This window comes from Glaciecola sp. 33A (assembly GCF_002836745.1).
In the GTDB taxonomy this organism is placed as follows: Bacteria; Pseudomonadota; Gammaproteobacteria; order Enterobacterales; family Alteromonadaceae; genus Glaciecola.
On the sequence record NZ_PJAR01000044.1, the window covers coordinates 342,859 to 362,591 of the forward strand.

17 protein-coding genes are annotated in these 19,733 nt (G+C 41.7%); 11 read left to right on the top strand and 6 right to left on the bottom strand.

Translation table 11 applies throughout. The annotated features are described in order from the left end of the window. The first annotated feature begins 2 nt into the window (after nucleotides 1-2). From glgX to CXF81_RS17645, 11 genes are all read left to right on the top strand, one after another. Nucleotides 3-2,168 carry a glycogen debranching protein GlgX gene (gene glgX, locus CXF81_RS17595; RefSeq protein WP_101182682.1) on the top strand — a complete coding sequence of 722 codons (2,166 nt, stop codon included), beginning with the start codon at nucleotides 3-5 and terminating at the stop codon, nucleotides 2,166-2,168. 154 nt (nucleotides 2,169-2,322) lie between these two features. After that, complete coding sequence (gndA, locus tag CXF81_RS17600) at nucleotides 2,323-3,879, top strand: NADP-dependent phosphogluconate dehydrogenase (RefSeq protein ID WP_101182684.1); 1,557 nt, start codon at nucleotides 2,323-2,325, stop codon at nucleotides 3,877-3,879. Nucleotides 3,880-3,896: 17 nt separating this feature from the next. Next, nucleotides 3,897-4,049 (top strand): peptide-methionine (R)-S-oxide reductase, encoded by a 153-nt coding sequence (locus tag CXF81_RS17605; protein WP_101182686.1) that lies wholly within the window; start codon nucleotides 3,897-3,899, stop codon nucleotides 4,047-4,049. Nucleotides 4,050-4,480: 431 nt separating this feature from the next. Then, nucleotides 4,481-5,965: a glyceraldehyde-3-phosphate dehydrogenase gene (locus CXF81_RS17610; RefSeq protein WP_101182688.1), complete on the top strand. Its 1,485-nt coding sequence runs from the start codon at nucleotides 4,481-4,483 to the stop codon at nucleotides 5,963-5,965. A gap of 104 nt (nucleotides 5,966-6,069) precedes the next feature. Beyond that, nucleotides 6,070-6,576 carry a thioredoxin domain-containing protein gene (locus CXF81_RS17615; protein WP_101182690.1) on the top strand — a complete coding sequence of 169 codons (507 nt, stop codon included), beginning with the start codon at nucleotides 6,070-6,072 and terminating at the stop codon, nucleotides 6,574-6,576. Nucleotides 6,577-6,709: 133 nt separating this feature from the next. Next, nucleotides 6,710-7,837 (top strand): M14-type cytosolic carboxypeptidase, encoded by a 1,128-nt coding sequence (locus tag CXF81_RS17620; protein WP_101182691.1) that lies wholly within the window; start codon nucleotides 6,710-6,712, stop codon nucleotides 7,835-7,837. A 133-nt stretch (nucleotides 7,838-7,970) separates the two neighbouring features. Then, entirely contained in the window at nucleotides 7,971-9,632 is a 1,662-nt protein-coding gene (locus tag CXF81_RS17625; protein WP_101182693.1) for a sodium:alanine symporter family protein, read from the top strand. Nucleotides 9,633-9,741: 109 nt separating this feature from the next. Continuing rightward, entirely contained in the window at nucleotides 9,742-10,065 is a 324-nt protein-coding gene (locus tag CXF81_RS17630; RefSeq protein ID WP_101182694.1) for a zinc-ribbon domain-containing protein, read from the top strand. A gap of 2 nt (nucleotides 10,066-10,067) precedes the next feature. Beyond that, a complete protein-coding gene (locus CXF81_RS17635) occupies nucleotides 10,068-10,415 on the top strand; it encodes a YeaC family protein (RefSeq protein ID WP_101182696.1) in 348 nt (115 codons plus the stop codon). Continuing rightward, complete coding sequence (locus tag CXF81_RS17640; protein WP_101182698.1) at nucleotides 10,405-13,200, top strand: DUF349 domain-containing protein; 2,796 nt, start codon at nucleotides 10,405-10,407, stop codon at nucleotides 13,198-13,200. The genes CXF81_RS17635 and CXF81_RS17640 overlap by 11 nt, the downstream gene beginning before the upstream one ends. A gap of 10 nt (nucleotides 13,201-13,210) precedes the next feature. After that, nucleotides 13,211-14,296, top strand: coding sequence for an asparaginase (locus CXF81_RS17645; protein WP_101182700.1), 1,086 nt, complete (start codon nucleotides 13,211-13,213; stop codon nucleotides 14,294-14,296). Between the two features lie 17 nt (nucleotides 14,297-14,313). On the opposite strand, the gene CXF81_RS17650 is transcribed toward CXF81_RS17645, so the two are convergent. The 6 genes from CXF81_RS17650 to CXF81_RS17675 all read right to left on the bottom strand — a co-directional run bounded on the left by CXF81_RS17650 (nucleotide 14,314) and on the right by CXF81_RS17675 (nucleotide 19,511). Then, nucleotides 14,314-15,426, bottom strand: coding sequence for a cystathionine gamma-lyase (locus CXF81_RS17650; protein WP_101182702.1), 1,113 nt, complete (start codon nucleotides 15,424-15,426; stop codon nucleotides 14,314-14,316). 109 nt (nucleotides 15,427-15,535) lie between these two features. Next, the gene (locus CXF81_RS17655) at nucleotides 15,536-16,474 is read right to left on the bottom strand and encodes a RimK family alpha-L-glutamate ligase (RefSeq protein ID WP_101182704.1); all 939 of its coding nucleotides are present in this window, start codon (nucleotides 16,472-16,474) and stop codon (nucleotides 15,536-15,538) included. 5 nt (nucleotides 16,475-16,479) lie between these two features. Continuing rightward, complete coding sequence (gene lipA / locus CXF81_RS17660) at nucleotides 16,480-17,442, bottom strand: lipoyl synthase (protein ID WP_101182706.1); 963 nt, start codon at nucleotides 17,440-17,442, stop codon at nucleotides 16,480-16,482. Next, nucleotides 17,435-18,079: a lipoyl(octanoyl) transferase LipB gene (lipB, locus tag CXF81_RS17665; protein ID WP_101182708.1), complete on the bottom strand. Its 645-nt coding sequence runs from the start codon at nucleotides 18,077-18,079 to the stop codon at nucleotides 17,435-17,437. The genes lipA and lipB overlap by 8 nt, the downstream gene beginning before the upstream one ends. A gap of 5 nt (nucleotides 18,080-18,084) precedes the next feature. Continuing rightward, nucleotides 18,085-18,354, bottom strand: coding sequence for a DUF493 family protein YbeD (gene ybeD / locus CXF81_RS17670; protein WP_101182710.1), 270 nt, complete (start codon nucleotides 18,352-18,354; stop codon nucleotides 18,085-18,087). Nucleotides 18,355-18,356: 2 nt separating this feature from the next. Then, a complete protein-coding gene (locus CXF81_RS17675) occupies nucleotides 18,357-19,511 on the bottom strand; it encodes a D-alanyl-D-alanine carboxypeptidase family protein (RefSeq protein ID WP_101182712.1) in 1,155 nt (384 codons plus the stop codon). Nucleotides 19,512-19,733 lie beyond the last annotated feature (222 nt).

The following is a 19,733-nucleotide window of genomic DNA, read 5'->3' on the forward strand; positions in this document are numbered from 1 at the left end:
TTATGTTTGAAATATCGTCTGGTCACGATTTTGGCTTATTACCCGGACAGGTCGCTCCGTTTGGTGCGACTTTGCATCGCGATGGTTGCAACTTCTCAATTTATTGCCCTGACGCTCAAGATGTTTATCTTTGCTTGTTCGACAAGGACGACCATGAAGTGGTGCAAATAAAACTTGAGCAGCGTGTTCAATCAAAATGGTTTGGTTTTGTTAGCAACATCAAAGAAGGGCAAAAATACGCATACAGAGTGAATTCGAAACTTAATCGCAAAGTAAATTTTGAGATGGATTTAGGGCGCTTGCTTATAGATCCCTATGCAAAACAATTAAGCCATGCATTGAATTGGGATGGTGAGGCTTACTTGGGAGTACCTAAATCTATTTTAGGTGATTCTGTAAAGGACAATCAAGCTTTTATTCCAAAGTCAATTGTGACGGCCTGTGCCTCTAATGAAGCAGGGGCGGATGCGAATTTGTCTAGTTTGCGCAAGGTTTTAAATACGCAGCACAAAGGCAATATCCAGCAAGATAGAATTATCTATGAAGCGCATATTAAAGGGTTAACACAATTGCATCCTGACGTGCCAGCAGAACAAAGAGGTACATACTTGGGGGCGTGCCATCCTAGTGTCTTGGCGCATCTTGAAAAATTAGGCGTCACCTGCATTCAGTTCTTACCTATTTTTGCTTTTATGCCAGAACCTTTTATTAGTGACAAAGGATTAACTAATTATTGGGGATACAACCCAATTAATTTTTTTAGTCCGGATCCAAGATATTGCATCAAAGATGCACTTGCTGAGTGCAGAAAGATGGTAAGTGAATATCAAAAAGCGGGTTTTGAAGTCATATTGGATGTTGTTTTTAATCATACAGCGGAAAGTGGCGAGCCCGGCAGTATATTGTCTTTCAAAGGCTTTTGTCACAAACATGCTTATTTACAAGTTGAAAATGATGAGCTAAACACGCCCACCTATATTAACTATTCTGGTTGCGGCAATACGGTAAACTCCGCAAATACTTACATGATGACTCTTATTATAGATTCACTGCGATATTGGGTAACTGAAGTCGGGGTTGACGGTTTCAGGTTTGATTTAGCTGCCTCTTTAGGCCGAGAGCCATTAGATTTTCATGCCGATGCTGTTGTGTTTAAAATACTTAGGCAAGACCCTGTTTTAAAGGGTGTTGTAATGATAGCTGAGCCTTGGGATATTGGACCTGGAGGCTACCAACTAGGCCAGTTTCCAGACTATTGGCTTGAAGTTAATGATAAGTTTAGAGACACAGTACGAGGATTTTGGCGCTCAGATACTGGCTTGAAAGCAGCATTTGCGACTCGTTTTATGGGTTCTAGAGACGTTTTTCCAAAAGGCGTTAGACCGATGAAAACGAGTGTAAATAACGTGACTTATCATGATGGTTTTACGTTACATGATATGGTTAGCTATTCACAAAAGCACAACCTCGCAAACTTAGAAGATAACTATGACGGACATAACCATAACCTGAGTGATAATTACGGTGTAGAAGGGGAAACAACCGACACCGTTATTTTGGCTTTGCGCGAAAAGCAAAAACGTAATTTGTTTAGCACCTTAATTTTGTCTCAAGGAACCCCGCATATATTAGGTGGCGATGAGTTAAGCCGCAGCCAAAAAGGCAATAACAACGCCTATTGCCAAGACAACGAACTTAATTGGTTAAATTGGGAATTAGATGCGAGCCAATCGGCATTTCTTGCGTTTAGCCAATATGTCATTGCGTTGCGCAAAAACAACCCTTTGTTGAGCCGAATGATGTTTGAGGATGATCAGTTTAACAACGAAGTAAACATCGAAACCACTGATTGGTATCGCATAGACGGGACGTTTAAGCGAGACCAAGACTGGACTAACGATAGCCATCATTGTTTCGCTTTGCACTTAGTAGGACATACCAGCTCATTTGGTGATATGTCCGATGTTGTTTTTCAAGAATGGCTATATATTGTTAATAGTTCAACAGAAAATGTTGAGTTTAATTTACCTTTGCTGTTGAACACTCAGGATTGGGAATGCGTATTGAATACTGCTCTGAGTGAAGTAGCGCAATATAGTTCAGAAAAAGTCAGCCCATTGCTAATGATGGAATCGCGTAGTTTTTGTTTGTTAAAGCTGAAAGCTTAAGCCTGTGTTGGATGATGACTCAGGCTGACCGGTTATAAGAGTAAGCGTTGCTTTGTAAAAATCCAAATTCGAACAAAAGAAATCGTAAAGCTGTTTATCCGATTGTACTTTGAATGGTATTATCATAGCCTACTCGAAGAAAAGAGAACTATACATGACTGTTAGATTCGTAAATCCCGAAAAAAATGAAGCATCAACCTTATGTGATATAGGATTTATAGGATTGGGGGTAATGGGAAAAAATCTCACACTCAACTTGGCTGATAACGGCTACAAGGTGGCTTGTTTCGACCTCGACCAAAGTAAAATAGATGCCATTGTCAGTCAGGATGATTTAGAGCGAAAAACGCCTGAGCCAAGAGTTGTCGGCTGTCGTTCATATACTGAATTGCTGAAAAATCTCAAAGCGCCGCATACCATCATATTGTCTGTTCCCGCCGGTGAGCCAGTTGACCATGTTTGTCATCACTTAATCGATGCTGGCGTGCAAGCAGACGATATTGTTGTGGATACTGGAAATAGTCTATGGACCGATTCGGTTGAGCGTGAGGCCAAATACAAAGGTAAATTCATCTTTTTCTCTACCGCGATTTCCGGCGGTGAAGTTGGTGCTCGTTTTGGGCCCTCACTCATGCCATCTGGCGACCCATATGCATGGACTCGTATCGAATCTATTTGGCAAGCAATAGCGGGCAAAGTCGATCCTAAAACAGGTTTGCCCATTGAGTCTTATGAGGTAGGTAAGCCTATCACTGAGGGCGATCCTTGCGCCACTTATATAGGCCCTGTTGGCGCCGGGCATTATGTTAAGATGGTTCACAACGGCATCGAGTATGCTGACATGCAGCTTATTTGTGAGGCCTACCACATTATGCGTAATGGGCTTGATATGAGCCCTAAAGAGATTGCACAAACCTATCGAGATTGGAATAAGGGTGAATTAAATAGTTATCTGATTGAAATAAGTGCAGAGGTACTAGATCAACTTGATCCTGAGACAGGTGCTGCACTCGTTGACGTTATAATGGACAAAGCGGGTCAAAAAGGCACTGGTTTATGGACTGCTGTTAGTGCTCTGCAAGTTGGCAGTCCTGCGCAAACAATTACGCAGGCAGTTTTTGCAAGAAGCTTATCTTCCTTTAAAAAAGAACGTGTCATCGCTAGCCAAAAGCTGTCCGGTCCTGACCCATCAATGACACATGTTGAGGCGAAAGAAACCGTTATAAAACAGTTGCATGACGCACTTTATTGTTCCAAAATATGTGCATACGCACAAGGCTTCCAGTTAATGAATATTGCTGCTAAAGAGCACGGTTGGAAATTAGACTTTGCTGAAATTGCTAAAATTTGGCGTGCAGGCTGCATCATACGTGCCGTTTTCTTACAATCTATTAGTAAAGCCTATGAAAATGACGAGCACTTAGAAAACTTATTGTTGGATCCGTTCTTTATTGAACAAATTAATAAATATCAAACAAATTGGCGCAGAGCGATCGCATCAGCAAGCATTGCAGGTATTCCTTGCCCCGCGATGTCTTCGGCTTTAAGTTATTACGATTCATATCGCTGCGAAGTATTGCCAGCTAACTTATTACAAGGACAACGTGACTTTTTTGGTGCTCACACTTTTTCACGTAATGATAAGCCAGAAAACAAAAAATATCACATTGAATGGAATACTCATGATAGAGCTCAAGTTACTGTTAAATAGTAACAAGTCGAAGATAAGTGGCAAATATAACTGAAATCGTATGCAAAAATTGTGAAGCGCATTTAGGTCATGTATTCGATGATGGTCCTAAGCTAAATGGACAGCAATATTGCGCAAATTCAATTGCTTTGTGCCTTGAAAATCAAGCAGATTACGTGAAATCAATTTAATTACACTTTTTTTGATGTAAGTTTGTTACATCTGAAGGTTTTGAATTGATTTGCTCTTTCTCAAGGTGTTTATTCTTCTTTGAGTGTGTTCAAATTCAACAATAGTGATTTGTAAACAGAGCGTTAGAATTATATTCACATAACTAATAGTACATTTGTAGCCTACTTTAATTTAATTTGTACTCGTTTTTGTTAGTTTGAAAACCCCATATCTCATTAATCCGATGAATCCCATTGGTTGTTTGTAGACAAATTACAAACATAAACACGTTGTTCCCGATAAATACTAAAAAAGTGAAATTTATCAACAATTTGGCATAAGCTAATGGATTGCATAGAATGCGCGCACGCAAGTCGAGCATTGCCGTTTATAACGTGCGATATTGGACAATTAAGAGCAACACTTACATTATGTTTAGAGGGCACTTTGCATGAATCAGCAGTTCGAACAGGAATTATTATCTAGTTGGCAAGAAAGACAAGAATTTGCGGAAAAAATGTTACCAATTATTGGTCGTCTTTACCGCAATCATTGTGTGGAAATTACAGTATATGGGCGCACATTGCTTAATGCTAGCGCCATTGACGTAATTAAGGCACACCGAACGGTAAGGCGTCATGAGGGCGAAAAACTGCGATTAAGAGAAAGTTGGCCTGTACTCGAAGCTGTTAGCAAAATGCAACTGGCTCCAGTTGAAATTGATATAGGTAAACTCGCGTTTGATTTCTATTATGCTGATAAAACGGGTACAGCGAATGATGGGAAAAATAGAACAAATTTACAGGCTTATCTAAATGAAGAGCTAAAAGAGGTTCATAACGCCGCCGATAATCATCCAACTACGGACGTGGTTTTATACGGATTTGGTCGTATTGGACGCTTATTAGCAAGACTCTTAATTGAGCGCCAGGGTAAAAATAATAAACTCAGACTACGTGCCATTGTCGTCCGTGGCGGCAGAGAAGGCGATTTAGAAAAGCGCGCGAGTTTGTTGCGTCGTGACTCGGTGCATGGCCTTTTCAATGGCAGTATTACGATAGATGAAGAGCGTAAAGCAATTAAAGCCAACGGCTCTTATATTCAAGTTATTTATGCGGATAGTCCTGATGAAATTGATTACACGCAGTACGGTATCGATAATGCGATCATTGTCGACAATACAGGGATGTGGCGAGATGAAGAAGGCTTGGGTTTGCATCTGAAGTCAACGGGTGCTGCTAAAGTATTGTTAACAGCACCGGGTAAGGGCGACATAAAGAATATCGTGCATGGCGTTAATCATGATGATATTTTGACTACAGACAAAATATTATCGGCAGCCAGTTGCACCACAAATGCAATCACCCCTGTTTTAAAGGCATTAGACGAGAAATACGGTATTGAAAATGGACATGTTGAAACGGTGCATTCATTTACCAATGATCAGAATTTGATCGATAACTACCACAAAGCGGATAGACGCGGGCGCAGTGCTTCATTAAATATGGTGATCACTGAAACAGGCGCAGCGAAAGCGGTTGCCAAAGCTTATCCGCAACTTGCCGGTAAGTTAACAGGTAACGCGATACGGGTTCCAACGCCGAATGTATCCTTAGCGATTTTAAACTTGAACTTAAAATCAGTAACGGATAAGGAAAGTATCAACAACTATCTGCAAAACGTCAGTTTATTCTCTGATTTACAACACCAGATCGACTTTACTGCATCAAAGGAAATAGTATCAACTGATTTGGTAGGCACCAGAGCTGCCAGTGTGGTTGATTCGCAAGCGACTATTGTCGCCGACAACCGTGCTACTTTATACATATGGTACGACAACGAGTTTGGCTATAGCTGTCAGGTTATGCGAGTGGTAAGAGACATGGCTGGGTTAAGGTATCCATTGGTCCCAAAAGTTAATATAATAGGGGCTTAATTCAAGTACGCTGAGATTTTTGATAAGGTTGCCGTATCTGCTCAGACATGGCAACTAGTCACACTGTCAAACGGTTATAAACTGCAACGACACTTGGAATAAATGTGGACATAAAATCGTTTTTTAAAAAATGCGCGTGGACTCGAGATATCCTCATCGTTGGACTCATCATTGCTGGCGTGATGGCCTATCAAAATCGCAACCTTTTAGAGGACAATGGTTCTATTCAAATTGCTGCTCAAAACTTTGTGCAACTAAATGGTGATATGTATTCTCTTGCGCCGAGTAACAAAAAAACCCTGATCTATTTTTTTGCGCCTTGGTGTAACGTTTGTAAGATGAGTATTGGAAATTTAGATGTTGTAGATACCAATGAATATAATGTAGTTAGAGTTGCCTTGGATTATCAGTCGGTAGAAGAAATAAAAGCTTTTGCGAACGACGCAGGCGTGCAGGGGATCGTTTTACTTGGTGGTGAGCCTCACAAGAAACGCTTTAATATAAGCGGATATCCTACCTATTACATATTAAATGAAAATTTACAGGTTATTAAACATGATATGGGCTACAGCACATCCTTAGGTTTGAAATTGAGAACTGTAACTCTATAAATATATAAATTAGTGAGTTTTCGATATAATATTCGACTAATGAGTTAATAAAAAGCAAGAAAAGCGCTTTACTGTATTACCGAATAAAATTGCCTATGGTAAAGTAAGAAAAAAGTAGGAATTCAGCCTAAAAATGATAATAACGAGCCAATTCGATAGCGGTAACATTCGAGTTATCCAAGCAACAGATCCGCAAAATATAAAATTGGCCATAAATCCTGATAACGGTTCAGCATTCTACCAGTGGTTTCACTTTAAATTACAGTCAAGCAGATTTGTTGAGCATAAAATTGTCATTACTGACTTAGAAAAATCTGCTTATCCTGATGGATGGCCGGGTTATCAGGCAGTTGCGTCTTACGATCGTGAAGAGTGGTTTAGAGTCGATACTGAATTCGATGGGAATAACCTAACTTTCGATTTTGTGCCTGAATATAACTCAGTTTACTTTGCGTATTTCACTCCCTACAGCTATGAGCGTCATCAAGATTTTATTTCAGCTGCACAAATGTCATTTGATTGTGAACTGAGGCATATCGGCTTTACGCTAGATAATCGTGACATGTCTTTGCTGGTAATTGGGAAGGAAGCTGAAGGTAAAAATAAAATTTGGGTGACGGCAAGACAACACCCTGGCGAGTCTATGGCTGAATGGCTAGTCGAAGGCGTGGTGCGTCGTTTATTGGATAAAGATGATGGTGTGGCGAAGCAGTTACTCGAAAACAACGTCTTTTACGTGATACCTAATATGAATCCCGATGGCTCTGCACGCGGTCACTTACGTACCAATGCTATTGGTACTAATTTGAATAGAGAGTGGCGGCAGCCTAGCGCCGAGAAAAGTCCGGAAGTCTTATACACATTGCAAGCCATGGATAAGTATGGCGTTGATATGTTTTTAGATATTCATGGCGACGAATCATTAGCCTATAACTTTGTTGCAGGATGCGAAGGTAATCCAAACTACAATGCGCGTTTAGAAGCGCTAGAAAACGGCTTCAAAGAAGCATTAATGCTGGCAACTCCTGAATTTCAAGATGTGTACGGATATGATAAGGATGCCCCTGGCACAGGCAATATAGCGATTGCTGCGAATGCAGTTGGGCATCGTTACGACTGCCTTTCATACACGCTTGAAATGCCGTTTAAAGACAATAATAATTTACCAGATACCACCTATGGATGGTCTGCACCACGCTGTCAGCAGTTAGGTGAAGATTTATTAATTGCAGTGCGGGCGGTAAGTAGCAAGTTACGCTAGTTCGCTAAGCTCGACGCTATACGATAAGATTTATAAAGACGTTTGACCGAGTCGCTAACAAATTATGCTAGTGTTATTAGCGCTTAAACAAAATTAACCGTAAAAATAAAAATAAGAATAAGAGGATGTAATTTTGGAAGGATTATTAGGTTTTTTTAATTTGCTCGATGGTTTTTTGGGAAGCGCTTTTTGGTTTCCTTATGCGCTTTTGGGTGTAGGTGCATTTTTTACTATTTATCTTAAGTTTCCGCAAATAAGATTTTTCAAGCACGCTTGGTTAGTCGTTACTGGAAAATATGATAAAGCCGATGAACCTGGCGATACATCGCATTTTAGAGCGTTAACGACTGCACTCTCTGGCACCGTTGGTACGGGTAATATTAGTGGTGTTGCCTTTGCTATTTTTCTTGGTGGCCCGGCTGCATTGTTTTGGATGTGGGCAACTGCATTTTTAGGAATGACAACTAAATTTGTAGAAGTAACATTGTCGCATAAATACCGTGTTAAAACTGAAGATGGCACAATGGCGGGTGGTCCAATGTATTACATGGACCGCAGACTAAACATGAAATGGTTAGCAGTTGCCTTTGCCATTGCTACGGTCATCAGTTCTTTCGGTACGGGCAACTTGCCACAAAGCAACGGTATTGCAACCAGCATGGAATCAACATTTGGTTTCTCACCCGTGGTTGTTGGTGGTATCTTATCTATTTTGCTTGGCCTCGTCATTCTAGGCGGTATCACACGCATTGCCGCAGTGACTAGTAGAATTGTACCGATAATGGCACTCATTTATATTATCGGTGCTTTTGCGGTTATCTTCGCTAACATCGAAAATGTAGGTCCGGCTTTTGCGTCAGTAATCGGCGATGCGTTCACGGGCTCTGCTGCTGCTGGTGGCTTTTTAGGTGCAACACTAGCGTATGCATTTAACCGTGGTGTTAACAGAGGTTTGTTTAGTAACGAAGCGGGTCAAGGTTCAGCGCCTATTGCTCACGCGGCGGCTAAAACTAAGGAACCGGTCTCGGAAGGTATGGTATCTATCCTAGAACCTTTTATCGATACGATCATTATTTGTACCCTCACGGGCTTGGTTATTCTGTCCTCTGGGGTCTGGAAAGAGAAGCATCAAAATATATTTGATCGCTCGGATATGACTTTTATGGCGGGTCAATATGACGAGTCTAATAGTGAAGATACCAATAAACTTTTCTTGCACTTAAATAATGAGGAAGGCGACGAAGTCACTAATTTCACCGGTGAGATTGAGGTTGTAAAGGGTACTGCTACAACAGGTGGTTTCACTTTAATGAACAGTCGTTCATTTGCAGAAAACGTAACTTATAGTGTTGGAGAAACAGAGTTCCCGTTTACTGGTACACTCAAAGTTGATGACGGCGCATTGGTTAAATCGAGTATTATTGTAGAAGGTAAATCACTTGTTCACTCTGCTAATCTCACTGCGATTGCGTTCACGCGCGGTTACTTTGGTGAATTTGGCAAATATATTGTTTCTATTGGTTTATTATTGTTTGCATTTTCAACGGCAATTGCTTGGTCGTATTATGGTGACAGAGCGATGACTTATTTGCTTGGCCCACGTTCAGTTATGCCATATCGTGTTATTTACTGCGCTGGTTTTTTCTGGGCCGCTATTTCAGATACGACCTTGGTTTGGGCGCTGTCTGCAGTCGCTATTGTGGTTATGACATTGCCAAACTTGTTCGGTATTATGATGCTGCGAAAAGAAATGAAAGATTCGATGAACGAATACTGGGAAAAATATAAAAAATAAAATGTGAGATAATATTGAATGAAAAGGTTATTCGAATGGTCGATTAACCTTTTTTTACGTAAAGATAACTGAAACTAGTCCTTGGGATCAAATTTAAACGGAGACACGTATGGCTATTACAGCATGCCCATCTTGTTCAAAACCTATTTCTGACAAAGCAAAGTCATGCAGTCACTGTGGGTTCAATATTGGCAGCGCAACAGCAGAAGATATAGAAAGAAAAGCTAAGTTTGCACACTATCAAGCGATGCAAAAATTACAAAATCAATCAATGCTTGCCATTTTGATGTTTATCACCGGTTTCGGTTTTATCTACTGGGGCGGCTCTGCCCCTGGTGAAATACAGTACAACCTCTCAATCGGCACGTCCGTTTTGGGTTTTATTTGGTATGCCGTAAATCGTGTTAGGCTGGTAATGGCAAAAAGGAAATAAACGTGGATATTCAGCAACTGATTCAGGCGATGACACCGCAAATTTATGAAAACTTGCGTACTGCTGTTGAAATTGGTAAATGGCCAGACGGCAATCCGTTAACCGAAGAGCAAAAAGGTAACTCATTGCGAGCGGTATTAATGTATCAGGCGACAGTGGAGCAGTCGGAGCAGCACATGACCATTGGCAGAAATGGAGAGGTAGTGCAAAAAAGTCGCTCGCAACTCAAAAAAGAATTCGATAAAGCACTCGGTAAAGACGAGACACACGATACTACACAAGAATCTGCTGAGCAAAGCAGTACTCATGACCTAAATACGATTGCGCGGTTTAAACAAGATGATATTTGATCGATTCTTTAAAGCAAAACACCTAAATTCAGATCCTCAAGTGCGCTTGGCAGCGATTGCGACTTTGTCAGTAGACAAGCCTGCAGACAAGCAAGTACTGCACGAACTTGCATTTAACGATAGTCAGGCAAGCGTGAGCTTAGCTGCCTTAGACAAGCTGAATTCATTCCCATTATGGCTGAAATCATCGGAAACAGCCGATAATGTAAGAGTAAAAAAACAAGCTCACGAAAGAGTATTGACTGAGGTTAATAATCCTAATTCAACGCTACTCAGTCAAGCTGACTTCGCTTCATTTGTGGTTGAGTCTAAAAATACTGTGTTACTTGAACAAATGTTGTTCAGCAACCAACGCTTACAAAGCAATAACGTATTAGCATTAGCGGTGTTGTTGAAAGTAAACAAACAAAATATCACTCGCCTATATTTTAAAGATCACGCTAACCAAGCTCAGCAGCAGGTCATTGTGACTCGTGCAGAGGATCTTAATGAATTGAGTAAAATGCTCAAATTCGCCAGCAACGATGTTGTGATAAGCGCCATTGATGCCAAAATAGAGCACTTGAGAGAGTTAGCTGCATTGCCGATTAAACTAAAGCAAGAGTCTACATTAGTCATTTCTAAACTGCTTGCGTTGAAAGATAGCGGGGATTACGAACGAATATACGACAATAAGCAGCAACTTTGCCAAGAGTTTGAGCAATACAAAGCACAGTTTAATGTGCTAGATGAGGAAACTGCGCTGTTGCTGGCAGAAAAGTATTTACGTGTAAATGAGTCAGTTGAGAAACGCTTAGCAGCATTGAAAGAAGACTGGAAAAGTGCTAACGAACTCAAGCTTACAACGAATGCATTATCTGAAATAGATGAGCGCTTTAAACAGGTAAAGGAGCAAATAGATGCTATTTTGGAGTCAATTGATGACCCTAGCTTACTTGCTCAATCTAAATTACTTAGCAATGCCTTAGTTGATGTTAGTTTGGATATTGACGATGCTAAAAAACGACCGCAAACAGTGGCACATAAGCGCACGATTAAGTCATTGTCGGGTAGTATAGAAACGTATCAAGGCTTTTTAAACCAACTGCCGAATGCGCGCGAAACGCGTGACAATGCTAAGGCGTTGCTTGCGCAACTACAAGCAGTGCCTGAATCGTTAACAAGCGATGAGTTAGCCGTTGTATTGAAACAGCTTAAAACTGAATGGAAGCAATTAATCACATCGGCTTCACTTCCTCTTCCTGATCTTATTTTAGGCAATTGGCGCGAGACCGAGAAAAAACACCAGAGTAAAGTTTCTGCTGTTCAGGAGGAACTTAAACAGCAAGAAAAAAAGACTTTAGGTAAGCTCAAAACTGTTCAGAGAATGGTTAACCAAGGCAGCTTCAAACCTGCGTTGGCTACCTTTAAATATGCGCAGAAAATGTATGAAGCTTTGCCTGAAAAAAGCCAAAAAGGACTTTCAAAGTTATATGCAGAATTGGGTGAAAAAGCGACTGAGTTACAAGAACTTCAGGCGTTTATTGCGGGTCCAAGAAAGCCGGCTTTGTTAGACGCAGTTAATGCGTTGGCAGCCCAACAAAATCTTGAGAGTATTGCCGACAGAGTCCAGAGCGTAAAACTGTTTAGAGCACAATGGAATGAACTTGGGAAATTAGGAACAGATGAAGATGATGCACTGAATACGGTGTTCGATGAAGCCATAGAAAAAGCGTTTTTACCCTGCAGAGAATACTATGGCGAGCAGGACAAACTTCGTGCTGATAATGCGCAATTAGCAAAAACAATCATTGATGAATTAATCGCTCTGCATACGCATGAAAATACGGCGACATTAGGACGCGCTCTGAGCGCCATGAATAAAAAATGGCGTGCGCTGGGCAATCTCGAGCAAGGGGACCGCCGTAAGTTACAAAAAGCCTACTTAAGTGCGCTAAAACCAACTCAATTGCGCCTAGACACCCTGTATTCTGAAAACCTCCAGCTAAAGCAGGTTTTGTTGAAAAAGGTGCAGCAGCTTAGTGACATTGATGATGTTAGCAGTGCGGCTGAGTTAGCAAAGCAATATCAGCAACAATGGAAAGAGATTGGTTTTTCTGGCAAACAGACGGATGATGGACTGTGGTTAGCATTTCGCAAAGCCAATGACATCGTTTTTGCAAAGGTTAATCAGAAAAGAGATGCCGATGCTACCGGTCTAGCGCAAGTAAAAACTGAATTTCATGAGCTAGCCGGCACCCTAACTGAGCAACTCAGTGCGGCGAGTGAAATAAAAGATTTGTCTGACTTCGACGCTAATGTAAATGTATTAAGCCAAAAGCTTCGAGATATCCCAAGTCGACAGGCAAAAACAGAGCAACACAAGCTGGATACAATTTTACAGCAGCATCAAGTGAAGCAAGTTGAGATAGAACAGCACAAAAATTCAGCTCAGTGGCAAGCTTTATTTGATGCTTTGGCAGCTTGGACAGACGCATCTTTGCCAGAAAATTTAGCTGACTTACCCAACAAGTACCAACAGTTGATTAAATCGTCGGCACAGAATAAAGGCGATAGCAAACGCAAAGAATTAACTATTCAAGCTGAGATTATTGCTGATTTACCGAGTAACAAAGCGGATGATGCCGAGCGCAGAAACCTTCAGTTACAGCTTATGGCATCGAGACTTGAGGGTACTGACGTACCGATTATCGCTGAATTACTGGCTGCTTGGATCGGTTGCGGGCCTTTGGAAAAAACTGACCAGGCATTGTTAAAACGATTAAAAAAAGTCATTTTGGCATAAGGCGTTATCCATGCGTAAGCATATCTATGTAGCCTATACAGGTGGAACGATTGGCATGAAGCCCTCAAAAAATGGGTTTGTGCCTGCTGCGGGTTATCTGAGTAAAACATTGCTTAATATGCCAGAGTTTCACCGTAGTGAAATGCCTGCCTTTACTATTCACGAATATGACCATCTGATTGACTCAAGCGATATGTCGCCGTCTGACTGGCAGTTTATTGCTGATGATATTGCACAGCATTATGCTGACTACGATGGTTTTATCATATTACATGGCACAGACACCATGGCTTACACATCATCTGCGCTCTCATTTATGCTTGAGGATCTAAGTAAACCGGTTATCGTGACAGGGTCTCAAATACCATTAGCCGAATTGAGATCGGATGGGCAAACTAATTTATTAAATGCGCTTTACATTGCGGCTAATTACCCCATTCCAGAAGTGACCTTATTCTTTAATAATAAGCTCTATCGTGGTAATCGGGTGCGCAAAGTAGATGCTGATGGCTTTGATGCTTTTGATTCGCCCAACTTTCCTGCATTGTTGGAGGCGGGGATTAATATCGAGGTCAATCACGACGTTGTTAGTGTGTTTGATAGCGGTATTGAAGACGGTCAAAACCAAGAAAGTAGCTCCTTGTCAGAGCAAAATGCGTCAAAATCGCAACTGCCTGACAGCTTGAAAATAAGCCCAATAACACCTCAACCCATTGGTTTAATTAGTTTGTATCCGGGGATTTCAGCCGATGTGGTTAAGAATATTATTCAGCAACCGGTTAATGCGCTTATTCTATTGAGTTACGGTGTGGGCAATGCTCCGCAAAACAAAGGATTATTAGCGCAACTGGTTCAAGCCCAAGAGAACGGTGTGATTGTGGTTAACTGCACACAGTGTTTCAGAGGTACAGTCAACATGACTGGCTATGCGAATGGTCATTTATTGCAAGATACGGGGTTAATTTCTGGCGGTGATATGACGCCCGAGGCGACGTTAGCAAAACTGCATTATCTATTAAGTAAACCTGAATTGAGTACACAGCAGCGTAAGGGCTTGATGACTCGTAACCTTCGCGGCGAGCTAACTCTTCGCTAGGCCGTTTCTGGAGGCGCTCAAAGGCTGTCTAACGCTCCCATTACATCATTAATTAAGTCGTCGTGTCGCTCACACCCTACACTGAATCTAATAACGCCTTGCGCTATTTTGTCCGTTCCCCAGCGTGCACGGCGTTCAGCCATGCTATGCACGCCACCAAAACTAGTGGCTACATAAACGAGTTGGCATGCAGCGAGGAATTTATCCGCCGCATCTTTACTTTCTAGTTCAAAACTAATAATGAAACCGAACAGTTGCTGTTGTTGTTTAGCGATAGCATGTGACGGGTCCGAGGCGAGTCCTGGAAAACGAACTGAAATAACCTTATCGTGATTGTTCAATTCATGTGCTAACAGCATCGCAGTGTCACACATGCGCTGTAATCTAACATCTAAGGTGGATAGGCTTCTGTGTACAAGCCAAGTTTCCATTGGCCCAGGAATATTACCTGACGCTTTACGCCAATCTCTGATTTTGTCATTAGTTGACTTATCTATGGTTGAGACATGACCAAATACTACATCGCTGTGCCCGTTAACCGCTTTGGTGTCTGCGCTCATGGAAATATCGGCACCCAGGGCCAATGGCTGCTGTCCTAAGAATGTTAGCGTGGTGTTGTCGATAGCCAAAAGACCACCATGTTTGTGTATTTTGGTTGCTGCTTTGTGTATATCAAAAGTGTCGAGCATCGGATTGCTCGGCGTTTCTAACAATGCTAGGGTGATTCCTTCAAAATCAAAACTGTCAATATCTTGGGTTGCAATTGTCTTTAGTTTTATGCCAAATCTAATTAAATATTGTTCGGTATAGTAACGCACCGGCGCATAGCCATCGCTGGGTAATAATACGGTATCACCAGGGTTTAAAAGGCTGGTTAATATTGCGCTAGCTGCTGACATTCCAGAGGGAAATATAACCGTGTCACCGCCTTCTAATTCGGCTAAGCCGGACTCAAGACTGGTCCAAGTTGGCTGACCAAAACGCCCATATTGATAAACTTGTGAGTCGATATCACCTGATAGGTGGAACGTGCTCGCAAACTCGGGGCCACGGCGAAAAGCATTTCCGTTCTTTGCTTCAGGGGCTCCTGCGTTAATACTTAGGGAGGCGAGGGAAGGTTTGCGAGTCATGGGTTCTTCTCAGTAATTAATGTAGTAAACCAATGTGATACCGCGACGCAAGGCGAATGCAAGCCATTTGCTCGCGGTCGGTATTGGCGGCTTTATTTGCGGCTTTTTGTTAGCTGTCTTGTAATTTTACGGCAAGATAATTGGCTATCTCTAGCATACCAAATTGGCCCACTATTTTTTCTGCATCAGCATTGTAATTTGTATTGGTGTTGACATCATAAGCATAGCTAATGCCATTTGAGTCTTGTATTGCCTCAATAGCCGCAATCTGAATGTTATTATCTTTTAGGAATCTTTCATAGCTGTCAATAAACGCTGGGCGATAATTTTCAAGGATCTCAAACTGCGCTTTTACTGATGTCTTGACATCATCGCTAGGACAAAACATATCTTCAATAGAACATGCGTCAGCAGGGCATAACTCAAACCCTTGGGATGTATCAACCTTAACGCCATATAAAAATTTACCTGCAATAAACTCATGCCTTATGATAAACGGTTGTGGTGACTCAATGTATTGCTGAATAAGAGTGATACCGTCAACTGGCGGATCAAAATTGGGACCGTCTATATAATCTTGTAGTGCCTGAACAGAGTGAAAGAGTTGCACTCCTTGACCTTTACCCGCTCGGTTATGCTTCGTAATAAAAGAAGGCATATGCAATAGGTTAGCAGCCTCAATAATTTGTTTTTTACCAACCGCAGCAAATGTTTTTGGGGTCTCAATACCACTTTTGTTAAGCGCCATATATTGATTAACTTTACTGACTTCTAGCCTAAGAGCACTAGTACCATTAATAACGATACGATCATGACGCTCCAACCAAGCAATGACTGCTTGTGTAAACTCAGGAGCGTACCGATGGTCTCTGGTGTGGGACGATGCACTGATCCTGTTGTAGAAAACCCCTTGCGGTGGCTCACTAGACAAGTCAAGGAGACCTTGATCTAGATGCCACAATTCATAAGGAAGACCTAACTCATCTAAGCGATGTTGCAAGTGGATAGTCCACTCGCTGTTCTCATGCAGTACATAAATTTTACTCATACTGATTAACTAACTTCTACACCGGCTGCTTGTCTATCAGCATGATAACTAGAACGCACCATGGGACCGCATTCAGCATGCGCGAAACCGATAGAATCAGCATATTGTCCTAAGGCATCAAACTCTGCTGGCGGGACATAACGCTTAACTGGGAAGTGATGTTTACTTGGTTGTAAATATTGTCCAAGTGTAAGCATGTTTACATTGTGTGTACGAAGGTCATCCAATACCTTTTTCATTTCGTCGGATTCTTCACCTAAACCCATCATCAATCCTGATTTCGTTGGAATAGTTGGATGTTGCTCTTTAAATTTACGCAGTAGGTCAAGCGACCACTGGTAGTTCGCACCAGGGCGACATTCTCGGTACAAGCGTGGAACCGTTTCTAGGTTATGATTAAATACGTCAGGTACGCCGTTTTTAAATATTTCTAAAGCACGGTCCATACGGCCTCTAAAGTCAGGTACTAACACTTCAATTCTGGTTCTTGGGCTGTGTTCGCGGATTGCATTAATACAATCGACAAAGTGCTGAGCGCCGCCATCTCGGAGGTCATCGCGGTCAACGGAAGTGATAACCACATAGTTTAATCCCATTTCTGCAATGGTTTTGGCTAATTTTACTGGTTCTTCAGCGCTCGGCGGTAATGGTTTACCGTGAGCTACGTCACAGAATGGACAACGACGGGTACATACATCACCTAAAATCATAAACGTGGCTGTGCCGTTATTAAAGCATTCTGCTAAATTTGGGCAGCTTGCCTCTTCACATACCGAATGTAATTTGTTTTTGCGCAGTGTCGCTTTGATGTGGTCTATGCGATCAGTCGTTCGAGGTAGTTTTATCTTAATCCACGACGGCTTGCGCAGAACCTGTTCCTTTTCAGTCGGAACAATAGTGATTGGAATATGTCTTACTTTATCATCATCGCGAAGTTTAACACCCGCTACTGGACGTGGATTATTCATCAAAACCTTCTCTATATTCTTTCTGCTTAATACCCAATAATGAACAAAAATGTTCAACTATTTTAGGACCCGCAATGGTTAATGATTCTGGACCACCTATACTGGCACAATCTACCATTTCCATGCCGGCATAGCCACACGGGTTTATTCGCCCGAACGGACTCAAATCCATATTAACGTTCAGTGCTAAACCATGAAACGAACAGCCTTTGCGGATCCTCAAGCCGACAGAACATAATTTCTGCTCGTTGACATAAACACCCGGTGCATCTTTCTTTGCATAGGCTTCAACACCGAAATCAGCCATTAGCCCCACAATACAGTTTTCTAAGCCATTAACTAGATGGCGAACACCAAGTTTAATCCGGCGCACGTCAATTAGAATGTACAACATTTGTTGACCCGGACCGTGATAGGTTACTTGTCCGCCGCGGTCCACTTGAACTACTGGAATATCTCCAGGCGCAAGAATATGTTCCGCTTTACCTGCTTGGCCCTGAGTGAAAACTGGGGTATGTTCAACTAGCCAGATCTCGTCTGCTGTTTGTGGCGTTCTCTGGTCTGTGAAATCTTGCATTCGTTGCCAAATTGGGCGATATGATCGAGTGCCTAATTGTCGAATAATGGTCGGCGGCATCAAAATTAAAGCACAAATCTAACTAGTTCAAGACTGGAAATTTCAGTGTAAATAGTTTCCATATGGACTTTGCTAGTCACTTTCACTCTCACCGAGAGTGAATGGTAATTTCCCTTACTACTTTGCTTAATACTCGGTGAATAATCACCTGGAGCATGTTGTTGTAAGCAAGAAATAACGACTTCAGAGAGGCTAGGGTCGGCAACGCCCATTACTTTAAATGTTTGAAAGCACGGGAATTCTAGGATCTCGTCAAAGTTTGTATTTAATGCCATAATTAACTTTCAAATCCTAATTTTAAAGAAATCCAATCCTTTGCTTTATCAATTAAACCACCTTCTTGCACTTCATGTAAGGTTACCAATGGATAAGTGGCAATATTCTCACCCTCTAACTGCAGAAATAATTTACCAACCACTTGCCCTTTCTCAATAGGAGCTTCAAGACTTTCGGTTAGCTCAAAATGTGCTTTTAATTTGCTTGATTGTCCGCGTGGTATTGTAATTGGAGTCGCTTGATTTAATCCTAGCTCAACTGTGTCGCGGTCGCCCATATAAATACGATGCGCAACAAAGCTATCACCCGCTTGATAGGGCGTCACTGACTCGAAAAACCTAAAACCGTAACGCAATAATTTTTTATTTTCGACTTTTCGAGAGCGTTCACTATCAGTGCCCATAACAACGGATATTAAACGCATGTCGCCTTGGGTTGATGATGTAATCAAGCTATAGCCGGCGTCTGAGGTATGGCCGGTTTTAATACCATCTACATTTAAACTCTTGTCCCACAACAGACTGTTACGATTAAATTGTTTAATACCATTGTAGGTAAACTCTTTTATGCTATACAGCGCATATGCTTCAGGTAACTCAGAGATCAACGCTGAAGACAAGGTTGCCATGTCGCGTGGTGATGTATAGTGGTCTGCGTCATGCAAACCATGGCTATTAACAAAATTACTTGCGGTCATTCCCAGATTTTGCGCATGTGCATTCATCATACTCGCAAATGCTTCCTCGCTGCCGGCAATATGCTCAGCCATGGCAACACAGGCGTCGTTGCCCGATTGCACAATAATACCTTTCAATAAATCTTCGACAGATACTTTGGTGCCGACTTCAATAAACATTTTTGATGAGTCAGGAAAGTTTTTCGCCCATGCGTTCTCAGATATTGTCACCATATCGGTTAAGCTGATATTGCCGGCTTTGATTTCTTTTCCAATAACATAGATGGTCATTATCTTGGTTAAACTTGCTGGTGCAAGTCGCATATCAATATTTTTTTCAGCGATAATATGACCCGTATTGTGGTCAACCAGCAAAAAGCCACCTGCCGCAACATTGGGTGGAGGGGGTATAACAACCGTTGCGTTTGCTAAAAAGCAACAAGCTGCAAGAACTAACGTGGAAACTATTTTTAAGCGCATTTATTCAACCATTGTCTTGAGATTTTTATCATCGTGCATTAACTTGCAAGGCATATTCTACCGAAATTCTCGGATCCCTCGGAGTGCTTTCTTAGTGAGCGTATAATCACGTGATGTATTAATTATGGATCTTATATCAATCCGCCTATGCACCGCCAGTTATTCAGCGGATTCTTTTATTTATTTGGCCCTCATTGCCCCTGACATCAAAAGTCAACAACT

Bases quoted from the DNA above. Each gene is read 5' to 3' on its own strand.
- CXF81_RS17655 (WP_101182704.1), bottom strand. From the start codon at position 16,474: ATGAGTAAAATTTATGTACTGCATGAGAACAGCGAGTGGACTATCCAC.
- ybeD (WP_101182710.1), bottom strand. From the start codon at position 18,354: ATGGCATTAAATACAAACTTTGACGAGATCCTAGAATTCCCGTGCTTT.
- glgX (WP_101182682.1), top strand. From the start codon at position 3: ATGTTTGAAATATCGTCTGGTCACGATTTTGGCTTATTACCCGGACAG.
- CXF81_RS17630 (WP_101182694.1), top strand. From the start codon at position 9,742: ATGGCTATTACAGCATGCCCATCTTGTTCAAAACCTATTTCTGACAAA.
- CXF81_RS17620 (WP_101182691.1), top strand. From the start codon at position 6,710: ATGATAATAACGAGCCAATTCGATAGCGGTAACATTCGAGTTATCCAA.
- CXF81_RS17645 (WP_101182700.1), top strand. From the start codon at position 13,211: ATGCGTAAGCATATCTATGTAGCCTATACAGGTGGAACGATTGGCATG.
- CXF81_RS17675 (WP_101182712.1), bottom strand. From the start codon at position 19,511: ATGCGCTTAAAAATAGTTTCCACGTTAGTTCTTGCAGCTTGTTGCTTT.
- gndA (WP_101182684.1), top strand. From the start codon at position 2,323: ATGACTGTTAGATTCGTAAATCCCGAAAAAAATGAAGCATCAACCTTA.
- lipB (WP_101182708.1), bottom strand. From the start codon at position 18,079: ATGCCGCCGACCATTATTCGACAATTAGGCACTCGATCATATCGCCCA.
- CXF81_RS17610 (WP_101182688.1), top strand. From the start codon at position 4,481: ATGAATCAGCAGTTCGAACAGGAATTATTATCTAGTTGGCAAGAAAGA.
- CXF81_RS17650 (WP_101182702.1), bottom strand. From the start codon at position 15,426: ATGACTCGCAAACCTTCCCTCGCCTCCCTAAGTATTAACGCAGGAGCC.
- CXF81_RS17640 (WP_101182698.1), top strand. From the start codon at position 10,405: ATGATATTTGATCGATTCTTTAAAGCAAAACACCTAAATTCAGATCCT.
- lipA (WP_101182706.1), bottom strand. From the start codon at position 17,442: ATGAATAATCCACGTCCAGTAGCGGGTGTTAAACTTCGCGATGATGAT.